Raw genomic sequence first — 22,454 nt, forward strand, 5'->3', positions numbered from 1 at the left:
ACCTGATTTTCATTTTAAAAATAACAACATTGTTTATGCAACATGCATATTTACTGCGACCGGTGTTGCTTATCCGACAAACGTACGTGCGTTGCGGAACATACGCATCCATGGGCCGTCTTCCTGCCAATCGTCAGGGTGCCAGGCGTGTTGCACTGTTCTAAACACACGTTCCGGATGAGGCATCATGATGCTGAAACGACCGTCTTGGGTAGTGAATCCGGTGAGCCCTTGTGGTGAACCATTCGGGTTAAACGGATAACTTTCGGTCGCTGCGGCAGCATGGTCTACATAACGTACGGTGGCCAGTTGCTGTTGTAGCACACTTGTGACAGCACTCGCATCAGTAAATTCCGTAAAACCTTCACCATGTGCGACTGCGATCGGCATACGGCTCCCTGCCATACCATCAAAGAAGATAGAAGGGGAAGGCAAAATTTCGACCAATGCAACGCGCGCCTCGAATTGTTCAGACTTGTTGCGTACAAAATGCGGCCAATGTTCAGCACCCGGAATGATGCTGTGCAAGTTGCTCATCATCTGGCAACCATTACAAACACCGAGCGCGAAGGTGTCAGTGCGGTTAAAGAACGCGCTAAATTCGTCGCGGGCGCGCTGATTAAATAAAATAGATTTGGCCCATCCCTCGCCGGCGCCGAGCACATCGCCGTACGAAAACCCACCACAAGCAACCAGGCCAGCAAACTCTTTCAGTGAGACACGGCCACTGATCACGTCGCTCATGTGCACATCCACACTGTTGAAGCCGGCACGATCAAAGGCTGCGGCCATCTCAGTCTGGCCGTTGACGCCTTGCTCACGCAGAATCGCCATATTTGGCCGTTTGCCGGTGTTGATATAAGGCGCAGCGACGTTGTCATTGATATCAAAAGTCAGTGCTGCATGTAAACCGGCATCTGCGGCATTGAGGATGCGATCATATTCCTGCTGCGCACAGACTGGGTTGTCACGCAGGCTTTGCATGCGGTAAGTGGTTTCGGACCACATGCGATGCAAGTCGATTCGAGAAGCACGGTATTGTGTCTGCCCTTGGCTGATGACAATCTCATGGCCGGTGTTGACGCGGCCAATGCGATGGATGTCACTGCCAATGGTCTGTTGCAGTTGCTGGGCAATCGCGGCCGCTTCGCTCGCGCGCACCTGCAACACTGCACCTAACTCTTCGTTGAACAACACACTGATGAGATCGCCAGTGAGGCTGGATAGGTCCACGGCAAGGCCACAATGACCTGCAAAAGCCATTTCAGCTAAAGTCACATATAAACCGCCATCGGAGCGGTCATGGTACGCCAGCAGTTTGCCGTCGGTGTTGAGTTGCTGGATGGCCGCAAAAAACGCTTTTAAGCTGGCGGGTTGGTCAACGTCTGGTACGCAATTGCCCAGCTGTTTGTAGACTTGCGCAAGCGCGGAACCACCCATGCGGTTTTTGCCATTACCCAAATCAATCAAGATTAATTCACTGTCACCCAGATCGGTGCGTAACTGTGGGGTTAAGGTTTTACGCACATCTTGTGTGTTGGCAAACGCAGAAATGACCAATGATATTGGCGCAGTCACGGCTTTGTGTTCGCCATTGTCTTGCCACACGGTTTTCATACTCATGGAGTCTTTGCCAACGGGGATGCTGATGCCCAGGGCCGGACACAGTTCCATGCCGACGGTTTGGACCGTGGCATAGAGCGCCGCGTCTTCACCAGCGTGTCCCGCAGGTGCCATCCAGTTAGCAGAAAGCTTGAGGTTGCCTAGTTCGCTGATTGAAGCTGCCGTAATATTGGTGATCGCCTCACCAATCGCCATACGGCCAGAGGCGGGTGCATCGATCAGGGCCAGTGGCGCTTTTTCGCCGATGGCAAACGCCTCACCGACATTGGTTTCGAAGCCGGCACAGGTCACGGCTACGTTGCTGACAGGCACTTGCCACGGCCCTACCATTTGGTCGCGAGCAATCAGACCAGTCACGCTGCGATCACCAATGGTGATCAGGAAGGTTTTGTCAGCCACACCGGGTAAACGCAGCACGCGTGCAACCGCTTCGTGGAGGTCTATGTGGCTGGTGTCAAAGGCAGGCCATGATTTTTTGACTGACTGCACATCACGCAACATTTTGGGTGGTTTGCCCAATAGCACGGAGAGTTCCATATCCACTGGCTTGTTGGTGAAGTGTTGGTCCTCAACCGTTAAGTGGCGTTCTTCTGTGGTCACGCCCACGACGGCAAATGGGCAGCGTTCGCGCTCACATATCGCCTCAAACAATGGTAGTTGGTCTTGCGTCACGGCGAGTACGTAACGCTCTTGTGCCTCATTGCTCCACAATTCACGCGGGCTCATGCCTGGCTCTTCGTTGTGTACATCGCGTAATTGAAAAACGGCACCGACTTTGGCGTCATTGACCAGCTCGGGGAAGGCATTGGAAATGCCACCGGCGCCTACGTCATGAATACTCAGAATTGGGTTGTTGTCACCCATTTGCCAGCAGCGATCAATGACCTCTTGCGCGCGCCGTTGAAGTTCAGGGTTGCCGCGCTGAACGGAGTCAAAATCGAGGTTTTCGGTGTTCGCACCGGTATCCATACTCGATGCAGCACCGCCGCCAAGGCCAATCAGCATGGCGGGTCCGCCGAGTTGAATCAGGGCCGAGCCGGGGGGAATGCTGTTTTTGAAGCTATGACTGTCAGAAATATTGCCCACGCCGCCAGCGAGCATGATCGGCTTATGATAGCCGCGCACTTCTGCGTGGCCGTCTGTTGTCGTGGTTTGTAATTCGAGGGTACGGAAATAGCCAGCGATGTTCGGCCGACCGAATTCGTTATTGTAAGCTGCACCGCCGAGGGGGCCGTCAATCATGATTTGCAGTGCGCTGGCAATTCGTCCAGGTTTGCCGTAGTGCTCTTCCCAAGGCTGGGTGAAATCTGGGAGATTCAGATTGGATACTGAAAAGCCGGTGAGGCCTGCTTTGGGTTTTGAGCCAATCCCGGTTGCTCCCTCGTCGCGGATTTCGCCACCTGCACCTGTGGCAGCACCGGCAAACGGTGAGATTGCAGTAGGGTGGTTATGGGTTTCTACCTTCATCAGGTAGTGCATGTCGTCTTCCACAAAGCCATAAGCATGGTTTTGTTGCGGGTAAAAACGCTTGGTTTTTTGGCCCGCAACGATAGAGGAGTTGTCAGAGTAAGCCACTACTGTGCTACCTGGATTCAACTTATGCGTGTTGCGGATCATGCCAAACAATGAAACTTCTTGTTGAACGCCATCAATCACCCAATCGGCGTTAAAGATTTTGTGACGGCAATGCTCGGAGTTGGCTTGCGCAAACATCATCAACTCAACATCGGTCGGGTTGCGGCCCATTTTGAGGTAGTTTTCTAGCAGGTAGTCAACCTCGTCAGGCGATAACGCCAAGCCCATCTCATTGTTGGCGGTCTCAAGCGCGGCTTTGCCACCGTCTAAGATGTCGATGCTGGCTAAAGGTTTAGGGTCTGCGTGGTGATAGAGTTTTTCGGCATCATCTAGTTTGTAGACCAGCGTTTCCGTCATGCGGTCATGAATGACTGCGCTAAAAACCGCTTTATCGGCCTCGCTCAAAGTCTGCCCATTGGCAGTCGTCACGTAGTAAGCCACGCCGCGCTCAATGCGTAACACATCGACCAACCCACAATTATTCGCAATGTCTGTCGCGCGTGAGGCCCAAGGTGAAATGGTGCCAATACGCGGTATCACCAAAAACAGCTCGCCACTCGGAGACTCTGTTTGAGTTTTTGGTCCATAAGTCAAAATTTGCGAGAGGGTATTTTTTTGCGAACTTACTAAATCATTTTCACTAAACACAAAATGCACAAATTGAGCATAGACATGCTGAATGCTAGGCGCGGTCTGATTAAGTGTTGCATAAAGTTTATCCAACCTAAATGGTGAGAGGGCAGAGCTGCCCTTTAATGTGAGGAATGAGGGGCTTGACGATTGCGCTTGATTTGACATGGCGTGCGATGTGGTTTTGGTTGAAATGCAAATTGACATTTTATCAGAAATCAGCACGACTGATTGTATGTTAAACCTTACTTAACGATAGGCAAATATTCGTTTTTGAGCATCATCTAGGATTTTATTTCTTTCAATTATTCGAGTGTGGTAGTATTTTTTAATGTAAATTTATGTTAAATAAAATCTGAATAAAAGGATGTAGATAATGACTGATTGGACGGCTGGTTATGTGGCAGATATTGCTTATACGTATGGATATTACAAGGAACTTAACCCGCTGAGAATTAAGCTGGCGTTTTTGAATCAAGGCTTCGTCTTTCCAGAGGTGGGCAACGCATGTGAGCTTGGTTTTGGTCAGGGATTGTCTACTAATTTGCATGCATCTGCATCTGTTGTGAGTTGGCATGGAACAGACTTCAATCCAACGCAGGCTGGATTCGCTCAGGAGATGTCTCGATCTTCGGGTAATAGCGCCAAGTTGTCAGATGAATCTTTTTTAGACTTTGCTAAACGAGATGATTTGCCAGCGTTTGATTATATTGGGCTGCATGGTATTTGGAGTTGGATTAGTGACGAAAACCGCAGAGTGATTGTTGATTTTGTGAAAGTCAAGTTAAAGGTCGGTGGGGTTTTGTATATCAGCTACAACACTTTGCCAGGGTGGTCTGCATTTGCACCAATGAGACATTTAATGGTTGAGCATGCACATGTTCTAGGGACTGAGGGGCGGGGTATTGTTAGTCGCGTAGAAGGTGCGATGGAATTCGCAACAAAGTTGTTGCAGACGAATCCTGCGTTTAGCCGCGCTAATCCCCAGGTGGGAGATAAGCTCGCTCAGATGAAAGCGCATAACAGGCAATATCTGGCCCATGAGTACTTCAATGCAGATTTTCATCCCATGCATTTTGCAACAATGGCGGGTTGGTTAGAAGATGCGAAGTTACAGTTTGTATGCTCAGCTGAGTATTTTGATCATGTTGATACGCTCAATTTAACGAATGAACAGCTAGCATTTTTGGAGGAGATTCCTGACGCTATGTTCCGTGAAAGTGTGCGAGATTTTATGACTAACCAACAATTTCGTAAGGACTATTGGGTTAGAGGCGCTCGTAGTCTCTCGCCTTTTGAGACTAGCGAGACGATGCGCACTCAGCAAGTTATATTGACCACGCACCGGCGGGATGTTGCACTGACAGTAAATAGCCGAATGGGCGAAGCCAACCTTAGTGCTGAAGTATATGGCCCTGTGCTGGATGTTTTAGCCGACCACAAAGTAAAGACGATACAGCAAATTGAGGATGCGCTTAGAGATCAAGGCATAAGCTACGACAAAATTGTAGAGGCTATCATGATGTTGGTTGGCTTGGGGCATGTCAGTCCAGTGAACAACGAGGAAGATATTGCACAGGCCAAGAAAACGACAGATTCGGTAAATGCTTATTTGTGCAAAAAAGCATTTGGAAGCAACGACATCAATTATGTGGCTAGTCCTGTAATAGGCGGTGGATTTATGCTTGGGCGTTTATTCCAAATTTTTCTAGCCAGTATCATGGATGGTAAAAAACAACCTGCTGATTTTGCAAGTTACACATGGGAAATACTTGCTAAGCAAGGGCAAAAGCTTATCAAAGACGGTCAGTCATTAGACACTGAAGAGGATAATTTAAAGGAGCTTAAAGCGATGGCAAAAGAGTTTTCTGAAAAAACTTTACCAATCCTCAAGGCCTTGAAAGTTATTTAGTGCATGTAGGATTGGCTTATGCTGTTGGTTGTGTGGGCATGCTGCTGGAGTGGCGCGCTTACTTGATGCGGTCTGGAGATGGTTTTCGGCAATGGAGTGCTTTAAGTGCGTTGGTTTGGAGCTTGATGTACTGTTTATTGGGCGCTTGGACTGCGGCCATTACAATGGGTGTTACAGCAGTCCGCACAATCGCCTCAAGATGGCTGACCAATTATGCATATAAGCATTATTTTGTCATTGGCTTCGTGTTGATTTTTGCAGTGATTACAACACTTAGTTGGCAAGGGATGTCATCACTTTTGCCAGCTTTTGCTGTTATCAACACTACGCTGGCTGTTTTTTATCTACCAAACCATATCATGCGAATTGGATTGTTGCTTTCTAGTTTTGCTTGGATTGCAAATGATATCGTCTGGTTGGCATGGCCAGCGCTAGGCGCGGAATGCGTGGCAACCTGTTTAAATATTTATACCATCCACAATCTTCTAAAAAGGGATTAGACCACTCTTTTGATTTTATGCCGGCAGTGTTTAGTAACCAAGTGCGCGTGCGCTTTGGTAGAACACAAAGCTGACCAGCCAAGCTAATGCCAATGACCAAGTGAGGGATAACCACATAAAGCCGCTACTTTTACTCTCAGACTTCAGGGTGGCAATGGTGGATAAACAGGGCGTGTAAATCAGTGTGAATAGCATAAAGCTCATGCCTTGCACCCAATCGATATTCTGTGCAATTTGCTGGCTCAGTGCGTCGCCTTGCAAACCGTAAATCACAGCGAGTGAGCCCACGACAATTTCCTTGGCAACAAAGCCAAAAATCAACGCAATGGCGAGCTGCGTGTCAATGCCAATCGGATCGAGCACCGGGGCAAACAATCGGCCGATTGAGCCGGCCCAAGTGTCAGCACTGGCGGGCACTGCGCTGGTGGGTAGATGCGTTAACAACCAGACCATCACCACACCAATGACAATAAACTTGGTTGCGCGGGCCAGAAAATGCTTGACCTCTTGCCAGCCACGCATCCAGATTTGGTGCGGCGTGGGGAAGCGATATGGCGGTAGTTCAAGCACAAATGGTTCGCGGCTTGCAAACTGACGCTTGAATAGAATGGCGGTGATAAAAATGGTGGCGAAACTCACCAGATAGAGCGAAAACAATACCAGTGCTGCCTGTGAGGGGGGGAACAAAATGGCAATAATAAACAGAAATACCTGTAACCTGGCAGAGCACAAAGACAGCGGAATCGTCAGCATGGTTAATAAGCGCATGGGGCGACTGCGCATGACACGCGTGCCCATCAGTGCCGGCACATTGCAGCCAAAGCCCATCAGCATCATGACAAAGCCACGTCCATCGAGGCCCATTTTGGCCATGAGGGTATCCATCAAAAAGGCCGCACGGGATAAATAGCCACTGTCTTCGACCATGCTCATGACCAAAAAGAACAGCACAATAATCGGCACAAACGCCGCCACTGTGCTAAAGCCGGTATACAGGCCGTCTAGCAACAGTCCCCCCAACCAAGCTGGCAAGCTCGCAAGTGCCGGTTCTAACAAGGTGCTACGCAAGGTGTCAAACAACCAAGCCATGCCCGCTTGTAACGGGGCACCGACCGTGAAAATAAACTGAAAAAGTAAAAACACAGAGAGCAGAAATAGAGGCAAGCCCAGCCATGGGTGAAGCAATATTTTGTCTAAGCGGTCAGTGAGGCGATGGTTGAGTTGAATCGGAAAATGCACGGTGCGGTCGATAATCTGATGCATTTCTTGTTCGATCACATTGTCCATCTCAAGTTTGCTGGCAATCGTTTCCGGCGCGACTAAATTGGGTTGCTGTAACAGCGTCTGTGCCGCCAATTGCAGCGCCTCCGGGCAACCTTGGCCGTATTTTGCACTGATGGTGCGCACGGGTAAGCCCAGTTGTTTGCTCATGGCGGGGGCATCGATGGTGATCCCTGCGCGTTTGGCTTCGTCTTCCATGTTGAGTAACAGCACAGCGGGCAAGCCCAGTGCTCTAATTTGCAGCGCTAAAGACAGCTGGCGGTCAATTTGGGCGCTGTTTAGGATAATGAGTACCAGATCGACTGGGTGATGACTCAAAAAATGGCGCACCACTTGTTCATCATCAGAAAAACCATGCAAATCGTACAAGCCCGGCAAATCAATCAGCTCGACAATGTGGCCGCCCAGTAATAGTTTTGCACTCATCAAATCCACTGTTATGCCCGGCCAGTTACCGACGCGGGCCGAGGCGCCACTTAAACGATTGAATAGAGTGGATTTGCCCGTATTAGGCATTCCTAGCAAGGCAATACGTTTCATACAGGATTGGATTCAGTCTGATGGGCGGGGGTGGGGTGTAAGTGAATTGCCTTGGCATCCTCCAGACGGATGATGACGTCAGTGGAGCCAATTCGCACATGCAAGGGGCCATTAAACACGGCTTGACGAATCACTTCGAGTTGCTTGCCAGCGCGAAACCCCAGCGCATTTAAGCGTTGCGCCAAGGCCTGCTCAGCATGAATGCGATCAATAATGGCCGATTGTCCTGGCTTTAATGCGTCGAGATGCATGTGCGTGATATAAATGAGAATAATTCTTGATTTTATCTTAGATTGCGCTGCAAAGAAATGTTTCTGTGACGGCTTGCTTGGAAGTAGGCAATAGGCAATGACGGATAGTACCCAATAAAAAAGCCAGTCGAAACTGGCTTTTTTATTGGGTAAAACGCTGCGGTGATTATTTTTTCTCGACGCCTGTTACATCAATTTTTGCTTTGTCTTTCAAACCCAACATGTATTTTTCCAGTTTGCGCTGTTGCAAAGTGCGCTCGATACCTTCTTGTACCTTCTCATAAGGAGGCGCTTGCAGTGCACGGGTGTCTACCAGCTTGATCACGTGCCAGCCGAATTGTGATTGCACTGGATCCGGCGTTGTTTCGCCTTTTTTCAATCCCACCAAGGCTTCGGCAAAAGGTCTCACCATGCCAGCGGGTGAGAACCAGCCCAAATCGCCGCCTTTGTCTTTAGAACCAGGGTCCTGTGATTTTTCTTTGGCAATTTTCGCAAAGTCCGTGCCTTTTTTCAGGTCAGCGATGATGGCTTTGGCTTCGGCTTCTGTTTTTACCAAAATATGGCGAGCGTTATATTCTTTGTCACCCAATTCTTTTTTGTACTGCTCGTAGCCTTCTTTTTTCTCGGCGTCCGTCACTGGGTTTTTCTTGATGAAATCTGCCAGGAATGCGTTTACCAGCAATTTGCGTCGCGCGAGTTCTTCGCTAGCGATAAAGTCGGGTAACTTATCGATACCTGCTTTTTGCGCTTCTTGGTAAGCCAATTCAGAGCCAACCAGCTCGTTTACCACAGCCGCTTTCATGCCGTCGTTGGCTTTTTGGCCTGTGCGGGCTTCCGCATCACGCAAAATGAATTCTACCCAGGTTTTTTTGATTGGTTTGCCATTGACTGTAGCAACCGCATCGGCATCCGCCGCGTATACATGTGGCAGTGCGCTTAAGCAAGCAATCGCCAACATTACTTTCAAAAATTTCATGCAATATCCTTATATAACGAATTGAATTGGTGCGATATTAAAAAACAGAATTGTGTCAGTTGAATGACTCATCAGCAGAAAGCGCCTGAATACTGAGCGCATGAATGCGATGCGGCATTAAATCTTGCAAACATTGGTAAATCATTCGATGTCGCATTATCTGTGATTTTCCTGAAAATAGCGAGCTTTTTACCTTGAGCGTGAAATGCCCGCCACCCGTATTGCCCTTGTGTCCGCGGTGCAGTTCGCTATCATCGGTGATCTCTAATTGCAGCGGCAGCAATACTTGCAAACGCTGTTCAATCTCGGTTGTCAGCATGCTATGGCAAGGTCTTTCTAAAAGGTTTAACCACCACTTGCGCATACACGCCAGCGTGTACAAATGGATCGGCATTTGCCCAATCTGTGGCTGCTTGCAAAGACTCAAATTCTGCGACGATCAAGCTACCAGTAAATCCGGCTTCCCCCGGCTCTAGGTTATCGATTGCGGGTAATGGGCCTGCCAACAACAAGCGGCCCTCGCTTTGCAGTTGCTGCAAGCGCGCTAGGTGCGGCGGGCGGTTCGCTTGACGCAACGACAAGCTGTTTGGAGTGTCTTGTGCGTAAATCATGTAAAACATCAATATAACCTCTTGGTCAGGCAGAAGGGGTGTTTTGTTCAATCCAATAGGCACGCAAGGCAAATACTTGGGCGATGATAAACACAAACATCAAGCTGGTGGCCCCAAATAGTTTAAAGTTAACCCAGTCGTCTTCGGTGAAATGGAATGCGACATACAGATTTAAAATGCCCATGCCGACCAAGAAACCTACCCAGCAAAAATTTAATTTATCCCACACGGCGACTGGCGGAGCCATCATTTTTCCGAGCATGTTTTCAATGAGGTTGCGTTTGAATGCATAACGACTGAATAACAATACCAATGCGCCTATCCAGTAAATCGCTGTGGGTTTCCACATGATATAGGTTTTGTCGTGTAGCAGTAATGTGATGCCGCCCAATACGGTAATGACCGCACCGTTAATGGCTAGCATTTTATCGATCTTGCCGCGCTTCAGCCAAATGAACAGCATCAATACCAAGGTACTGATCATGGCCACTGCGGTGGCGACAAAAATACCCGCTTTTTTGTAAGCGATAAAAAATAAGATGACGGGGAGTAAATCGGTAATGACTTGCATGACTGGCTTCAGGTGACTGAATTCCTGCTATCTGTAAGGGCACTATTTTGCTATGATTTATGTCAATGTGTAAAGGTTATTGCCGTTAGGCAGTCTTTTCTTTCTTTTTAGCTGCAAAATTTTCTGTTGATCTAAACACCACCCACCATGTCAGTCCCGATTGATTTACATTGCCACTCGACCATGTCGGATGGTTTGCTGACGCCCGAGGCGTTGGTGACGCATGCCGCCAGTAAAGGGGTGCGCGTGCTGGCGCTGACCGATCACGACGAAGTGAGCGGCTTGGCGCGGGCGCGCGCAGCTGCTGAGCACATCGGCATCACCTTTATTGATGGTGTTGAAGTGTCGGTCACTTGGCGAAAACGTACTTTGCATGTGGTGGGTTTAAAAGTAAATCCGCAAGATCCAGCGTTGCTAGCGGCCTTTGCCAAGGTGAGAGAAGGGCGAGACAGTCGCGCCCGACAGATTGCTGAAGGCTTGGCAAAGGCCGGCATCGCCGACGCTTATGAAGGAGCCAGAGCGATTTCGGGCAACAGTGTGATGACACGCAGCCACTTTGCCCAGTTCATGGTCAAACAAGGCCATGCCAAAAACATGAAATCAGTCTTTAAGAAATACATGGTTAAAGGCAAGCCGGGGTATGTCAACCATGAATGGATGAGCTTGGAAGAAGCACTCATGTTGATTCGCAACAGCGGTGGTGTCGCGGTGTTGGCACATCCGGGTCGCTATGACTTGGGCTTCGTGAATATGCATCTTTTGCTCAACGAATTCAGAAACCTGGGCGGTTCGGCGATTGAGGTCGTCACCGGCAGTCACCAGCCGCCGCAATTTGATCAGTTTGCCAAATTGGCGCATCGCTTTGATCTGAAAGCCTCGCAAGGCTCCGATTATCATGGCCCGGGCATGTCTTACATGGAAATGGGACGCTTGCCTGCGTTGCCTTTGAATTGTGTCCCGGTATGGAAAGATTGGCCAGAAGCCCACCAGTTGCAAGCACTGGCGAGTTAGCGCGGCATCCATGGCACAATATTTTGTGATTCATGCGGAAAACCCGCAAACGCGATTAATCCAGCAAGCAGCGCAGCTGTTAAAGCAAGGCGGTATATTGGCTTGTCCGACCGACTCCAGTTACGCACTGGTCTGCCTAATGGAATATAAAGATGCGCAAACCCGTATTCGCCGCTTGCGTGGTGTGGATGATGAACACCCGTTTACGCTGATTTGTCGTGATTTGGCTGAAATCGGCACTTACGCCAAGGTCAACAATAGTCAGTTTCGTTTGCTTAAGGCGATGACGCCTGGTGCTTACACGTTTTTATTAGAAGCTAGCCGCGAGGTGCCGAGGCGTTTGCATCACCCTAAACGGAGCACCATCGGCTTACGCGTTCCGCAGCACGTCGTCACGCAAACGCTGCTGGAAGCATTGGATTGCCCCTTACTCAGTATGACTTTACAACTGCCGGGCGAAGAGGTTCCGATGTCCGTTGGTTGGGAAATCCGCGAAAGCTTGGAGCATCATATTGAAGGGGTGATTGATAGTGACATCGCGCATGTCGGCGCGACCACCATATTGGATTTGACGCAAGAGCCGCCTGAGTTGGTGCGCGCCGGTGTTGCCCCTTGGCCTTAATGCTGGCTTGGTTGTCTGTGATGCAACATTCGTCACACTTAAATATTCGTTGGAAGTCTTGAATGGAAATGACCGTTATACAAAAAATTGCCGCATACGCGCTACCTGTGTTGTTTGCCATCACGGTCCATGAGGCAGCACACGGCTATGCAGCCAAGTTTTTTGGCGATTTAACCGCAGAGCGGTTGGGGCGAATTACCTTGAATCCACTCAAGCATATCGACCCAATTGGCACGATCTTGTTGCCGGCGCTCAGTGTGTTGCTGGGTGGCGTACTCTTTGGTTGGGCAAAGCCTGTGCCGGTCAATTTCGCGCAATTGCGTCGTCCCAAACAAGACATGTTGTGGGTAGCCCTCGCTGGGCCCGCCTCCAATTTTGTCATGGCGCTTGCTTGGGGCTTGATCCTGGCACGTGTGGACTTATTGCCGCCATCCTCACATGTTTTTATGACGCAAATGAGTCTGGCCGGCATACAAATTAATTTGGTATTACTGGTACTGAATTTGTTTCCATTGCCGCCGTTAGATGGTGGCCGCATCGCGGTGAGCCTATTGCCCATGCGCGCGGCGATCAAATTTGCGCAGATTGAGCGTTATGGCATGCTGATTTTGATCGCTTTATTGTTCACGGGTATTTTGGGTATCTTGCTATCGCCGGTGCTTCGATTTTTTCAGCACCTACTTACCTTGTTAATTATCTAAACCGCAGACGCATTCTTGCCACTAACGCTTGATGGCATCCAAGCTTAATTTGGTTGGTACAGTGTTACGTTCAGCTGTCGCACTGACTGCTGGGTTCGCAACCACTCTGTCTGCACTAACGCCCTCTGCTAGCAGCACCTTTTGAATGGCCGCCGCTCTTGCGTCAGCCAATGTGCGTAAGTCTTTCTCTGTAACCACCAAGCTAGTGGTTAAGGTCTCTTGTGCTTGCGCGTAAAATTCAGGCGGGACTTTCTCAAGCTTAGCCGCAAGGCGTTTGAGCAAACCCTTTTGACTCAAGCGGTCATGCAAAGTCTGAATAGCGGATTGCACCTTGGGATTGTTCAGATTAATTGGTCCGGGTGTCTCTCCGGCGGCAAGTTGCACCCCGGTTTCTGCAGCCACTTGCTTGCGCAGGGTACTTTCTTGAATGGCGCGTGTATCTGCCGCCACCGCATAGCCAGGGTAAATGCCTAATTTTAATTGCTGACGTTTGCTGAGCGCTTGACTGAGCTGATGTAGTTTTTCTAACTCTGGTGGAGAAATCGTGGCCTTGCCAGGATCGAATAGAATGGCTTCCAGTTTTTCACCGCCACCAAACAGTTTACCTAGTGCGCTAAACGGAGCAGTAACGATTTTAGTCAGCACGTTGGTGAACGCTTTCCATACAATGCCACCGATGCTGAATTTTGGGTCATCCAGACTGCCGCTGACTGGCAAATCTAGATCAATGACGCCGTCGCTATCCTCTAAAATAGCAATCGCAAGGTCAAGGGGTAAATTGGCAGCCTCTTTGCTGTCTACTTTTTCGCCCAATGTCAGTTTGTGAATCACAAACTTGTTTTCGCCTGCCAGCTTGCGCTGTTTAATGTTGTATTCGAGATCGACAGACAACTTGCCAGAGGTGATTTTTCGGCCGGCAAATTTGCCCGAATAGGGCGTGAGGCGATTCATTTCAAGATTGGTGAATGCCAGTTTAATATCGGTGAAGGCAGTGGTTTGGAAAGGTTTTAGCGCACCGCGAATTCGGGCTGCACCATAATCATCCACCTTGCCGTCGAGTTCTACCTGAGCCGTTGACGCTGGGTTGTTCGAAATGCCGTTGATCACTCCGCCCAGGCTATGTATCTGCGTCCCGAACGGCTGCGGTAACGATAAATCAGCGAACTCCAACTCGGCATCTTGAATGCGTATGGTATCTATCGTGACCGGAAAAGCGTTGACTTGCGGTTCATTTTTTGTATTCACAGGTGCGGTGACAGGTGGACTCGCTGCTGCAATAGTCGGTTTTTCCTCCACTGCAGGTGTCCGCATGACTTTAGCAAAATTGAGACTGCGATCTGGATAAATGATCAATTGTGTTTGTGGTTCGGTGATGGTCAGCGAACCCAGTTGTAATTTATTAGGCGCGAGTGACAAACTCAACCCTTCGCCTTGCAGATTTGCCCAGCGTACAAAGGGGTGCGGTTGGCTTGCGGTGTCCATGATCGACAGTTGACTGACTTTAAAGCCGCCCTCAAATGTGCTAGTGCTGTTGGTTTGACGGTATTGGCCTTGCAGGCTGGCGGTGCCGCTGTCGAGTTGCAATAAAGCCACTTGCTGCAGATAGGGGGCAAATGGTTTGAGCGATAAATCATGCAATGTGCATTGCAGCGCAGTGTTAAAAGGTGCTGCGGCTAACTTGCCTTGCAGGCTGAATTGCCCGCCTTGTTTAATGTGAAATCCAGCCTTGACCGGCAGTTGGCGTGCTAAAGATTGCGTCAGGTTGTCAGCCTCTGCATACGCGTCTACGATATCAATCACCACCGGCGTTGGCGTGGATTGATCCTCCACATGCACCACAGCATGTTGTAAGGCTAGTCGTTTCAGTTTAAATGCCCATGGTGGATTGGCTACTGAAGTGTTAGGCGCAGCTGCCACGGTCGGTTTTCCTGCCGCCGGCGCCAGGATTTGTTGCCAATTGAGCAGGGTGTCAGCTTGCCGGATGACGTTTGTTTGCAGACCACTCAAACGTAGCTCCGTGATTTCTGCGCTTTGCTGATTCAGCCCTATTTTTCCATCGGTGATATTCACGCTGGCCAGTTGCGCCGCCGGTTGATGCGCAGATTGTAACTTCAGCTGGTGCGCGTCGAGTTGCATATTTTTCAGGGTCAGCCCTGATTGGTTGTCGACGGCCAACGCTAAGTTAAAGTCTTTGACACTGGCTTGTAAAGGTTTCGCAAATTGCTGATCGGTATAGTCAAGCTGCCAGTGTTTGAGGGCGATTTCGTCGATTGCAAACTGAAAAGGGGCGCTTGCGGCGGCGGAAGTCGTGTTGGCTTCGCTTGCCGCGGGGGTTGGCGGCGCCAGCGTGTTCAATGCGTGCTGCCAATCCAGTCCGGTCAGCGTTTGTGTGGCGGACACTTGTGCCGCATTTAACGCAATATGTGCGACATGCGCTTGCCTTGCTGCGAGGTTGAACGCCACATTTTCAACCACCAGTGCAGGCAATTGAAATAATGGCTTCTCTGCTTGCAGCAGCTGCAATCCGCGCATGTGGAGATTCATCTGATCAAACGACACCTGCGTCGCCGCATGCTGCGCAAACGCCAGTTTGGGTAGCGTTAACTCGCCATCTGCCAGCGAAAGCGCAGTGTCGTTTTGCTGCAACTTGAGTTGATCCAATGAAACGGTCAAGTCTTCAGTGCTGATCAGCAGCTCTTTTTGCTGCAATAACCGCAATCGGTTGGCGTTGAGTTGGAGTTGTGCCAACGAGATATTGGACCCTTGGAGCTTTTTACCTTGCACCTTTGTCTGTGGCAATAGGGTGGAAGCCAAATGATTCAAGCGCAGTTTTAAGTCAGTCACCAGCAGTGCTGGCTGCTGATTAGGCAGAGAAAAATCATACTTTAGCTGCGCGTTAAACGTTCCACCTTGCACCTGCATAGGCGATTGCGCGCTATCAACCCACTGCATCAGTTTCGCCATTTGCAAGCCCTCAACGGCTAGCGAGCCTTGCGATGCGACGGGATTCACCCCAAAGTTACCTTTCCATTTGAGGGTGCCACCCTGCGCAGGCAACTTCGCTGCGATCAGGTAATCACCGCGATCTTTAGGCAGTGTCGAAAACCCCTCCAGCACAAAGTCTAGTGGCTTGATAGCGGCTTTGAGCGGGGTCGTGGGTTGGTGATCCGCATAATCTAAGTGGCCTCGTTGAATGATGAGTTTGTCGACAATGACGCGCGGTAAGTCTGGGCTGGGTGGGGTCGGGTCTTCATTGAGCTTTGCGATCAGATCAGCCCAATTGAATCGGCCTTGCTTAGATAGATGCACATTGACCCGTGGGGCGGTTAATGCAATTTGCTTGAATTTCCAAGCCCAGTCGAACAGGCCGCTGGTCTCTACATCGACGACTAGGCGATCAAATGATGCCAATGGCGCCCCATTTTTCTCATTCAATGACAATTGCTCGATGGTTGCGGTAAAACTTAAGGGATCGAAACTGACTTTTGCAACCCGAGCCTGACTCGCTAGCTGGCTTTCGGCCAGCATGGGCACCAGCCATTTTGCGAGCGGATTCACAGCCAGCCACGCGAATAAAAAATAAAATAGAATCAAGCCCGCCAGTACTTTGAAGGCGAGGGAGTGAAGGTGTGCGTTTAAAGCACGAAGCGAGCGATTTAACATACATGCTAATTTAGCAGAATTTAAATCATTTTTAGTTGCGCCTCATGGTGAAAAATCACAAATCTTTTGCTTGTTTGCGCCTCTGCCAGCCATGATCAATCGTCAGACTTGCCGCCGCTGTGAGGTGACATTGGCATCCGTTTTCATGTATGCTTCATGGAACACGTTATACAGGATGCTGTTTTCAGCAGTATATATGGCTTCAGAGCCGGATAAGTTATTACACAAACCCTCTCTTTTAGAACGTTTAAGTCATTTTCTTCTGCGCGAGCCAGAAGACAGAGAGCAACTGGTCGATTTGTTGCACGGGGCTTATGAAAATCACCTGATGGACAGCGATTCGCTGGCCATGATCGAAGGTGTGTTGCAAGTGAGTGAGATGCAGGTCAGAGACATTATGATCCCACGCTCGCAAATGGACGTGATCGATATTGCCCAACCGGCAGATAGTTTTTTACCTTTTGTGATCGAAACGGCCCACTCCCGTTTTCCTGTCATTGAAGATGACAAAAATGATGTGATTGGTATTTTGCTAGCCAAAGATTTGCTGCGCTATTACGCCAATGAGTCATTTGAACTGCGCGACATGTTGCGGCCTGCGGTATTTATCCCTGAGTCTAAACGATTGAATGTGCTGCTCAAAGAGTTTCGCAGCAACCGGAATCATATTGCAATCGTGGTAGATGAATACGGTGGCGTCGCAGGCATGGTGACCATTGAAGATGTGCTCGAACAAATTGTTGGCGACATTGAAGATGAGTACGATGAGGATGAAGGTGAAGGAAACATTATTCAGCAAGAGCCTGGACAATACCGTGTGAAGGCCCTCACTGAGATCCCTGAATTTAATGAAGCGATTGGTACCACGTTTAGTGACGAAGAATTTTCAACCGTGGGTGGCTTGGTCGTGAATCGATTTGGGCATTTGCCCAAACGCGGAGACCACATCCGCATAGACAATTTAAGTGTGACTGTCGTGCATGCTGACAGTCGCCGTGTGCATGTGTTGTTGGTCGAACAGTTGCCAGAAGAGGCCTATCCGATCGAGTCAGTGTAGGCAACGCAGCAAATTTGAACCTATTGGTGTTTTAACTGCCTGAGTTTACGAACATAAGGAGAGTCATATGAGAGCACAAGCTTGGTTAAATGGGGTGATGGCAGTTGCATTATTGTCTTTAAGCAGTGCAGCTTTGGCAGGGGCAACGCCAAGTAAGCTGCCGGAAGATGAACAAGGATTTGTCAAAGCGGTAGGTAAGCTCAATCGGTCGCAGCTGGTTGCTTTGCTGGGTGAGCCCGCGCATGCCGAAGATGTAAAATTGAAAGACAGTGGTCGCGTGGTTGCTTCGATTTGGCATTATCACAACATCAACAAGGATGCCGCAGGTGCTTACTATCCAACCACTGAACTTGATTTGATCGATGACCAAGTGAGTGTCGTAGTGTTTCTCAATAACGATGGTTCAGACGCCAGTACCGGTCAGTCATATGAGGTGCAACCGAATCCGGCAGATCTATAACCCGTCAGCACGATCCGATTGAAATAAAAAAAGGGCGCTTTTTAGCGCCCTTTGTTATGCTTGTCTAAAAAGCATTATTTTTTCAGACTGTCACGAATTTCACGCAGCAACACAATATCTTCCGGAGTGGCTGCCGGTGCTGGTGCAGGTTCTGCCTGTTTAAGGCTGTTCATGAATTTCACCATTTGAAAAATAATAAATGCCAAGATGAGGAAATTAATCACAATGGTGATGAAGTTACCATAGGCCAGCACGGCACCCAGTTTTTTAGCTTCTGCCAGCGCTAATTCCCCTGACTGGCCATTCAGCGCAATATAAAGATTGCTAAAGTCAAAGCCGCCGAATAATTTTCCGACCACTGGCATGATGATATCGTTGACCATAGAGTCAACGATTTTGCCAAATGCGCCGCCGATAATGACCCCCACCGCCAAATCCATGACGTTGCCTTTCAGCGCAAATTGTCTAAATTCAGACACAACACTCATTTTTCATTCCCCTTGTTAACATTTGTAGTGAATTGCAAATTAAGACTATAGGCGTTGACGGCTATTCTTGTCAATTGCAGCAAGCCGGTCTGGTCGCCGGGCGCTAAGAGCCTCTTTGCCTGTGCTATATTGCCACATCTGAAGTGTTGATGGATTAAAACGAATCGTCATGCAGTTGTTTCATACCTTGCGCGAGCTGCGCGCATTTTTGGCTAATCAGCCTCATCAGCGATTGGGCTTGGTTCCCACTATGGGTAATTTGCATGCAGGCCACTGCCATTTAGTCACGCTAGCCAAAACGCATGCCGACCTCGTGGTGGTGAGCATTTTTGTCAATCCGCTACAATTCGGCGCGAATGAAGATTTCGGCAGTTATCCGCGGACGCTGGTAGCAGATTGCGAAAAACTACAAGCAGTGGGCGCGGATGTCGTGTTTGCGCCAGCAGTGACGGAGATGTATGCGGATTTTGATGGGCAGCATTTGCATCAGCAAGTGGTGGTGCAGCCACCGGCCTTGGCGAACGATTTATGCGGGGCGAGCCGTCCCGGACATTTTGCCGGTGTTGCTACTGTGGTCACTAAATTGTTTCATATGGTCAAGCCGCAGGTGGCGGTATTTGGACGGAAAGATTACCAGCAATGGATGGTGGTGCGTGCAATGGTGCGGCAACTCAACTTTGATATTGAGATTGTGGCGGGTGAAACGATGCGCGAGCCTTCTGGCTTAGCCATGAGTTCACGCAATGGTTACTTGACTCCTGCCGAAAAAACACAGGCGACGCAGTTATATCAGCAGTTGGGCCGTATCAAAGCGGCGCTACTGTCTGGGCGACGTGACTATTCTATTTTGTGTGATGAGGCGCATTTGTGGTTGACGCAGCAGGGTTGGCAGGTAGATTATGTTGAGATTCGATGCCAACATACATTATCTCTACCCGATGCGCAGAGTCATGACTGGGTGATCTTGATCGCGGCTAAATTGGGCAATACCCGACTTATCGATAACTGTGAAGTCAGCCTGTAAAAACAATCGAGTGCGTTTTTTGTAAATTTATTTTGCGCTAAGCCATTGATAACTTTATAATTACGACCTTTTCCGCGCGAGCGGAAGTTCGAGCTAAGGAACGCAATGCAAAGAACCATGTTGAAATCAAAGCTGCATCGTGTGCGTGTGACGCATAGTGAGCTGCACTATGAGGGCAGCTGTGCGATTGATGAAGCTTTGCTGGAAGCCGCCAATATTCACGAATATGAGCAAATTCAGATTTACAATATCAACAATGGTGAGCGTTTTACGACCTATGCGATTCGCGCTGAGCGTCATTCTGGGGTGATTTCGGTGAACGGTGCCGCAGCACATAAAGCGAATCCGGATGACTTGATTATTATCGCCAGTTATTCGCAATATACTGAAGCAGAACTCTCTCAATACCACCCACAATTGGTTTACGTTGATGCAGGTAATCGCATTGTCGAGCAAAAAAACCATATTTCTGCGCAAGCCGCCTGACTTTGAAAAACCCTATGCAACCTCAAACCGAAACCATCTCTGTTGAAGAGATGAAACTGGCCGTCGTCGACGCGCTAGAAGATATTAAAGCTTTTGAAATCACAGTGATGGATGTGCGCCGGATGACGGCAATGACCAGCTATATGATTGTGGCCAGTGGCAACTCTACTCGCCAATGCAAAGCCATTGCAGATAACGTGCGCGAAAAGCTTAAAGAAAAAGGCATTGAAGCGCGCGGTGTCGAGGGCGATAAAGAGGGCGAGTGGGTGTTGGTGGACCTAGGTGACATCGTGGTGCACGTGATGGTGCCAGCGACCCGTGCTTATTACAATATTGAACAGTTGTGGAGCGAGTCTCAATCTCGCCGTGCAGCGACCGCCGCCTGATACGCTGTTTCTGGCGTATTGCCTTTTACCGCATGAAACTCAATATCATCTCGGTCGGCCACAAAATGCCTGACTGGGTGGAGATCGCTTGTGCCGCGTATTTAAAACGCATGCCACGCGAACTTGAAACACGCATCATCGAAATCAAGCCTGATAAACGAGCGGCCGGCAAAAATAATGAAGTGGTGCAAGAGGCCGAAGCCAAGCGCATTTTAGAGGTGGTCGGTAAAGATTATCTGGTTGCGCTAGATGAGCGCGGACAGGCCGTCACGACCTTACAACTGGCCGAAAAATTAACCCATTGGCAGGGCATGGGTCGAGATGTGTCATTGGTCATTGGCGGGGCCGACGGCTTGCACGCGCAACTAAAAACGCAAGCGCAATGGTTATTTAGTCTGTCTAAACTTACCCTGCCGCATGGCATGGTGCGAGTGCTGCTGGCCGAGCAACTTTATCGCGCACACACGGTTCTAAGCGGACACCCTTATCACAGAGAGTAATTATGTCTAATGCCTTGGTCTGGTTACGTCGCGATTTGCGCGATGATGATCATGCAGCGTTGTATCACGCCCTCAAGCGGCATACGCAAGTGTATGTCGCTTTTATTTTTGATACCGATATTTTGGATGCCTTGTCTGATAAGCAAGATCGCCGCGTCGAGTTTATTTGGGAGAGTGTGCGCCAACTGCAACAATCCCTGCAAGCACAAGGCGGGGATTTAATCATACTGCACGGTCGTGCAACCGTTGAGATCCCGCGGCTTGCCGATGCTCTTAAGGTGACAGACGTCTATGCTAATAAAGACTATGAGCCCGTAGCGATCGCCCGCGATGAGGCGGTTGCAGCAACCTTAAGTCAACAAAGTCGGCAGTTGCATTTGTTCAAAGACCAAGTGTTGTTTGAGCAATCCGAGGTCATGACCCAAGCCGGCAAGCCATATGGTGTCTTTACACCCTATAAAAACGCACACTTGGCTAAGCTTAATACTTATTATTTAAAAGCCTATCCGGTAAAAAAATATAGCCATCACCTGGCATCGGTAGCGCCTGAGCCCATGCCAACACTCGAAGATATGGGGTTTCAACGCACGAATCTGGCGGAGATGCGTTTGCCAACGGGCATGGTGGGTGCGCAGCAATTGTTTGCTGACTTTTTGCACCGCATTGATCACTATCACGATGCACGAAATTTTCCTGCGATTAAGGGCGTGTCCTATCTTTCAGTGCACCTGCGGTTTGGCACCATCTCTATACGCCAACTCGCCCATGCCGCCTGGCAACTGACCCAGGCAGGCAATGAAGGGGCGGTGATCTGGCTAAACGAGCTAATCTGGCGTGATTTTTATTTTCAGGTGCTATTTCACCGGCCCGATCTACAACAAGGGCGTGCTTACAAGCCAGAGTACGATGCATTACCTTTCCCGAATAATGAGGCATGGTTTTCGGCCTGGTGTGAGGGCCGCACTGGATTTCCTATTGTAGATGCTGCCATGCGTCAGCTGAATCAAACTGGTTATATGCATAACCGCTTGCGTATGGTGGTAGCGAGCTTTCTAGTGAAGGATCTGCTAATCGATTGGCGTTGGGGTGAGCGTTATTTTGCAGAAAAATTAATTGATTTTGATTTTGCTGCAAATAATGGGGGCTGGCAATGGGCGGCCTCTACCGGCTGCGATGCGCAACCTTATTTCAGGATTTTTAACCCGCAATCACAATCCGAAAAATTTGATGCCCAAGGTAAGTTTATTCGTAAATATGTTCCTGAGCTGACGGCTTTGAGCGATCAGCAAATTCACGCGCCATGGGCAGAAAAATTCTCTAAAAAAGGCTTGTTTGACAAAGGATTGCCGCTCGATTACCCACCTCCTGTCGTCGATCACGCGCAGCAGCGCGAACAAGCCCTGCATCTATACAAAAATAATGTGAAGTAAAGATGACAATTGATGTAGAATAAAATTGTCTTTCTTCGTGTTAAGATGCATATTGATCAACGCTTTAACGTACGTTTAATGCAATTTTTAAACATCTTCTCTTCAACTTTTGTGAGAGATTTCCGTTAAGAGTTCAGACACTTATTTTGCTAAATA

At 49.1% G+C, this 22,454-nt stretch carries 21 protein-coding genes; 12 read left to right on the top strand and 9 right to left on the bottom strand.

What is annotated here, in order from left to right; genetic code table 11:
• Positions 1-69: 69 nt before the first annotated feature.
• Complete coding sequence (purL, locus tag FIT99_RS03595; protein ID WP_140003039.1) at positions 70-3,996, bottom strand: phosphoribosylformylglycinamidine synthase; 3,927 nt, start codon at positions 3,994-3,996, stop codon at positions 70-72.
• 208 nt (positions 3,997-4,204) lie between these two features.
• Here purL and FIT99_RS03600 point away from each other — a divergent pair, with 208 nt between their 5' ends.
• Together FIT99_RS03600 and FIT99_RS03605 are read left to right on the top strand one after the other, a co-directional pair.
• Positions 4,205-5,740, top strand: coding sequence for a class I SAM-dependent methyltransferase (locus FIT99_RS03600; protein ID WP_140003041.1), 1,536 nt, complete (start codon positions 4,205-4,207; stop codon positions 5,738-5,740).
• Entirely contained in the window at positions 5,740-6,240 is a 501-nt protein-coding gene (locus FIT99_RS03605; protein WP_140003043.1) for a YgjV family protein, read from the top strand. Before FIT99_RS03600 ends, FIT99_RS03605 begins: the two co-directional genes overlap by 1 nt.
• A gap of 30 nt (positions 6,241-6,270) precedes the next feature.
• On the opposite strand, the gene feoB is transcribed toward FIT99_RS03605, so the two are convergent.
• The 6 genes from feoB to FIT99_RS03635 form a co-directional block, all read right to left on the bottom strand.
• Complete coding sequence (feoB, locus tag FIT99_RS03610; protein ID WP_140003045.1) at positions 6,271-8,061, bottom strand: ferrous iron transport protein B; 1,791 nt, start codon at positions 8,059-8,061, stop codon at positions 6,271-6,273.
• Positions 8,058-8,312: a FeoA family protein gene (locus tag FIT99_RS03615; protein ID WP_140003046.1), complete on the bottom strand. Its 255-nt coding sequence runs from the start codon at positions 8,310-8,312 to the stop codon at positions 8,058-8,060. The genes feoB and FIT99_RS03615 overlap by 4 nt, the downstream gene beginning before the upstream one ends.
• Positions 8,313-8,478: 166 nt before the next feature.
• Positions 8,479-9,288 (bottom strand): peptidylprolyl isomerase, encoded by an 810-nt coding sequence (locus FIT99_RS03620; protein WP_140003047.1) that lies wholly within the window; start codon positions 9,286-9,288, stop codon positions 8,479-8,481.
• Positions 9,289-9,343: 55 nt separating this feature from the next.
• A complete protein-coding gene (locus FIT99_RS03625; protein WP_140003048.1) occupies positions 9,344-9,607 on the bottom strand; it encodes a BolA family protein in 264 nt (87 codons plus the stop codon).
• Position 9,608: 1 nt separating this feature from the next.
• Positions 9,609-9,908, bottom strand: a complete 300-nt coding sequence (locus FIT99_RS03630) for a YciI family protein (RefSeq protein WP_140003049.1) — start codon at positions 9,906-9,908, stop codon at positions 9,609-9,611.
• A 16-nt stretch (positions 9,909-9,924) separates the two neighbouring features.
• Complete coding sequence (locus tag FIT99_RS03635) at positions 9,925-10,470, bottom strand: septation protein A (RefSeq protein ID WP_140003050.1); 546 nt, start codon at positions 10,468-10,470, stop codon at positions 9,925-9,927.
• A 147-nt stretch (positions 10,471-10,617) separates the two neighbouring features.
• Here FIT99_RS03635 and FIT99_RS03640 point away from each other — a divergent pair, with 147 nt between their 5' ends.
• From FIT99_RS03640 to FIT99_RS03650, 3 genes are all read left to right on the top strand, one after another.
• The gene (locus FIT99_RS03640; protein ID WP_140003051.1) at positions 10,618-11,481 is read left to right on the top strand and encodes a 3',5'-nucleoside bisphosphate phosphatase; all 864 of its coding nucleotides are present in this window, start codon (positions 10,618-10,620) and stop codon (positions 11,479-11,481) included.
• Positions 11,482-11,491: 10 nt separating this feature from the next.
• Positions 11,492-12,103 (top strand): L-threonylcarbamoyladenylate synthase, encoded by a 612-nt coding sequence (locus FIT99_RS03645; RefSeq protein WP_140003052.1) that lies wholly within the window; start codon positions 11,492-11,494, stop codon positions 12,101-12,103.
• A 62-nt stretch (positions 12,104-12,165) separates the two neighbouring features.
• On the top strand, positions 12,166-12,804 hold the full coding sequence (locus FIT99_RS03650) for a site-2 protease family protein (RefSeq protein WP_140003053.1): 639 nt from the start codon (positions 12,166-12,168) through the stop codon (positions 12,802-12,804).
• A gap of 21 nt (positions 12,805-12,825) precedes the next feature.
• Here the strand turns inward: FIT99_RS03650 and FIT99_RS03655 are convergent, their stop codons facing one another.
• A complete protein-coding gene (locus FIT99_RS03655; RefSeq protein ID WP_140003054.1) occupies positions 12,826-16,467 on the bottom strand; it encodes a DUF748 domain-containing protein in 3,642 nt (1,213 codons plus the stop codon).
• Positions 16,468-16,663: 196 nt separating this feature from the next.
• On the opposite strand from FIT99_RS03655, the gene FIT99_RS03660 reads away from it, so the two are divergent.
• Positions 16,664-17,524, top strand: coding sequence for an HlyC/CorC family transporter (locus FIT99_RS03660; RefSeq protein ID WP_140003055.1), 861 nt, complete (start codon positions 16,664-16,666; stop codon positions 17,522-17,524).
• 67 nt (positions 17,525-17,591) lie between these two features.
• The gene (locus FIT99_RS03665) at positions 17,592-17,984 is read left to right on the top strand and encodes a hypothetical protein (protein WP_140003056.1); all 393 of its coding nucleotides are present in this window, start codon (positions 17,592-17,594) and stop codon (positions 17,982-17,984) included.
• A gap of 74 nt (positions 17,985-18,058) precedes the next feature.
• Here the strand turns inward: FIT99_RS03665 and mscL are convergent, their stop codons facing one another.
• Positions 18,059-18,472 carry a large conductance mechanosensitive channel protein MscL gene (gene mscL / locus FIT99_RS03670; protein WP_140003057.1) on the bottom strand — a complete coding sequence of 138 codons (414 nt, stop codon included), beginning with the start codon at positions 18,470-18,472 and terminating at the stop codon, positions 18,059-18,061.
• Between the two features lie 169 nt (positions 18,473-18,641).
• On the opposite strand from mscL, the gene panC reads away from it, so the two are divergent.
• From panC to FIT99_RS03695, 5 genes are all read left to right on the top strand, one after another.
• Entirely contained in the window at positions 18,642-19,496 is an 855-nt protein-coding gene (panC, locus tag FIT99_RS03675; protein ID WP_140003058.1) for a pantoate--beta-alanine ligase, read from the top strand.
• A 105-nt stretch (positions 19,497-19,601) separates the two neighbouring features.
• A complete protein-coding gene (gene panD, locus FIT99_RS03680; protein ID WP_140003059.1) occupies positions 19,602-19,982 on the top strand; it encodes an aspartate 1-decarboxylase in 381 nt (126 codons plus the stop codon).
• 14 nt (positions 19,983-19,996) lie between these two features.
• Positions 19,997-20,368, top strand: coding sequence for a ribosome silencing factor (rsfS, locus tag FIT99_RS03685; protein ID WP_140003060.1), 372 nt, complete (start codon positions 19,997-19,999; stop codon positions 20,366-20,368).
• A gap of 32 nt (positions 20,369-20,400) precedes the next feature.
• Positions 20,401-20,868: a 23S rRNA (pseudouridine(1915)-N(3))-methyltransferase RlmH gene (rlmH, locus tag FIT99_RS03690; RefSeq protein ID WP_140003061.1), complete on the top strand. Its 468-nt coding sequence runs from the start codon at positions 20,401-20,403 to the stop codon at positions 20,866-20,868.
• 2 nt (positions 20,869-20,870) lie between these two features.
• Entirely contained in the window at positions 20,871-22,298 is a 1,428-nt protein-coding gene (locus tag FIT99_RS03695; protein ID WP_140003062.1) for a cryptochrome/photolyase family protein, read from the top strand.
• Positions 22,299-22,454: the final 156 nt, after the last annotated feature.

It is taken from the genome of Methylophilus medardicus (assembly GCF_006363955.1).
Classification (GTDB): Bacteria; Pseudomonadota; Gammaproteobacteria; order Burkholderiales; family Methylophilaceae; genus Methylophilus; species Methylophilus medardensis.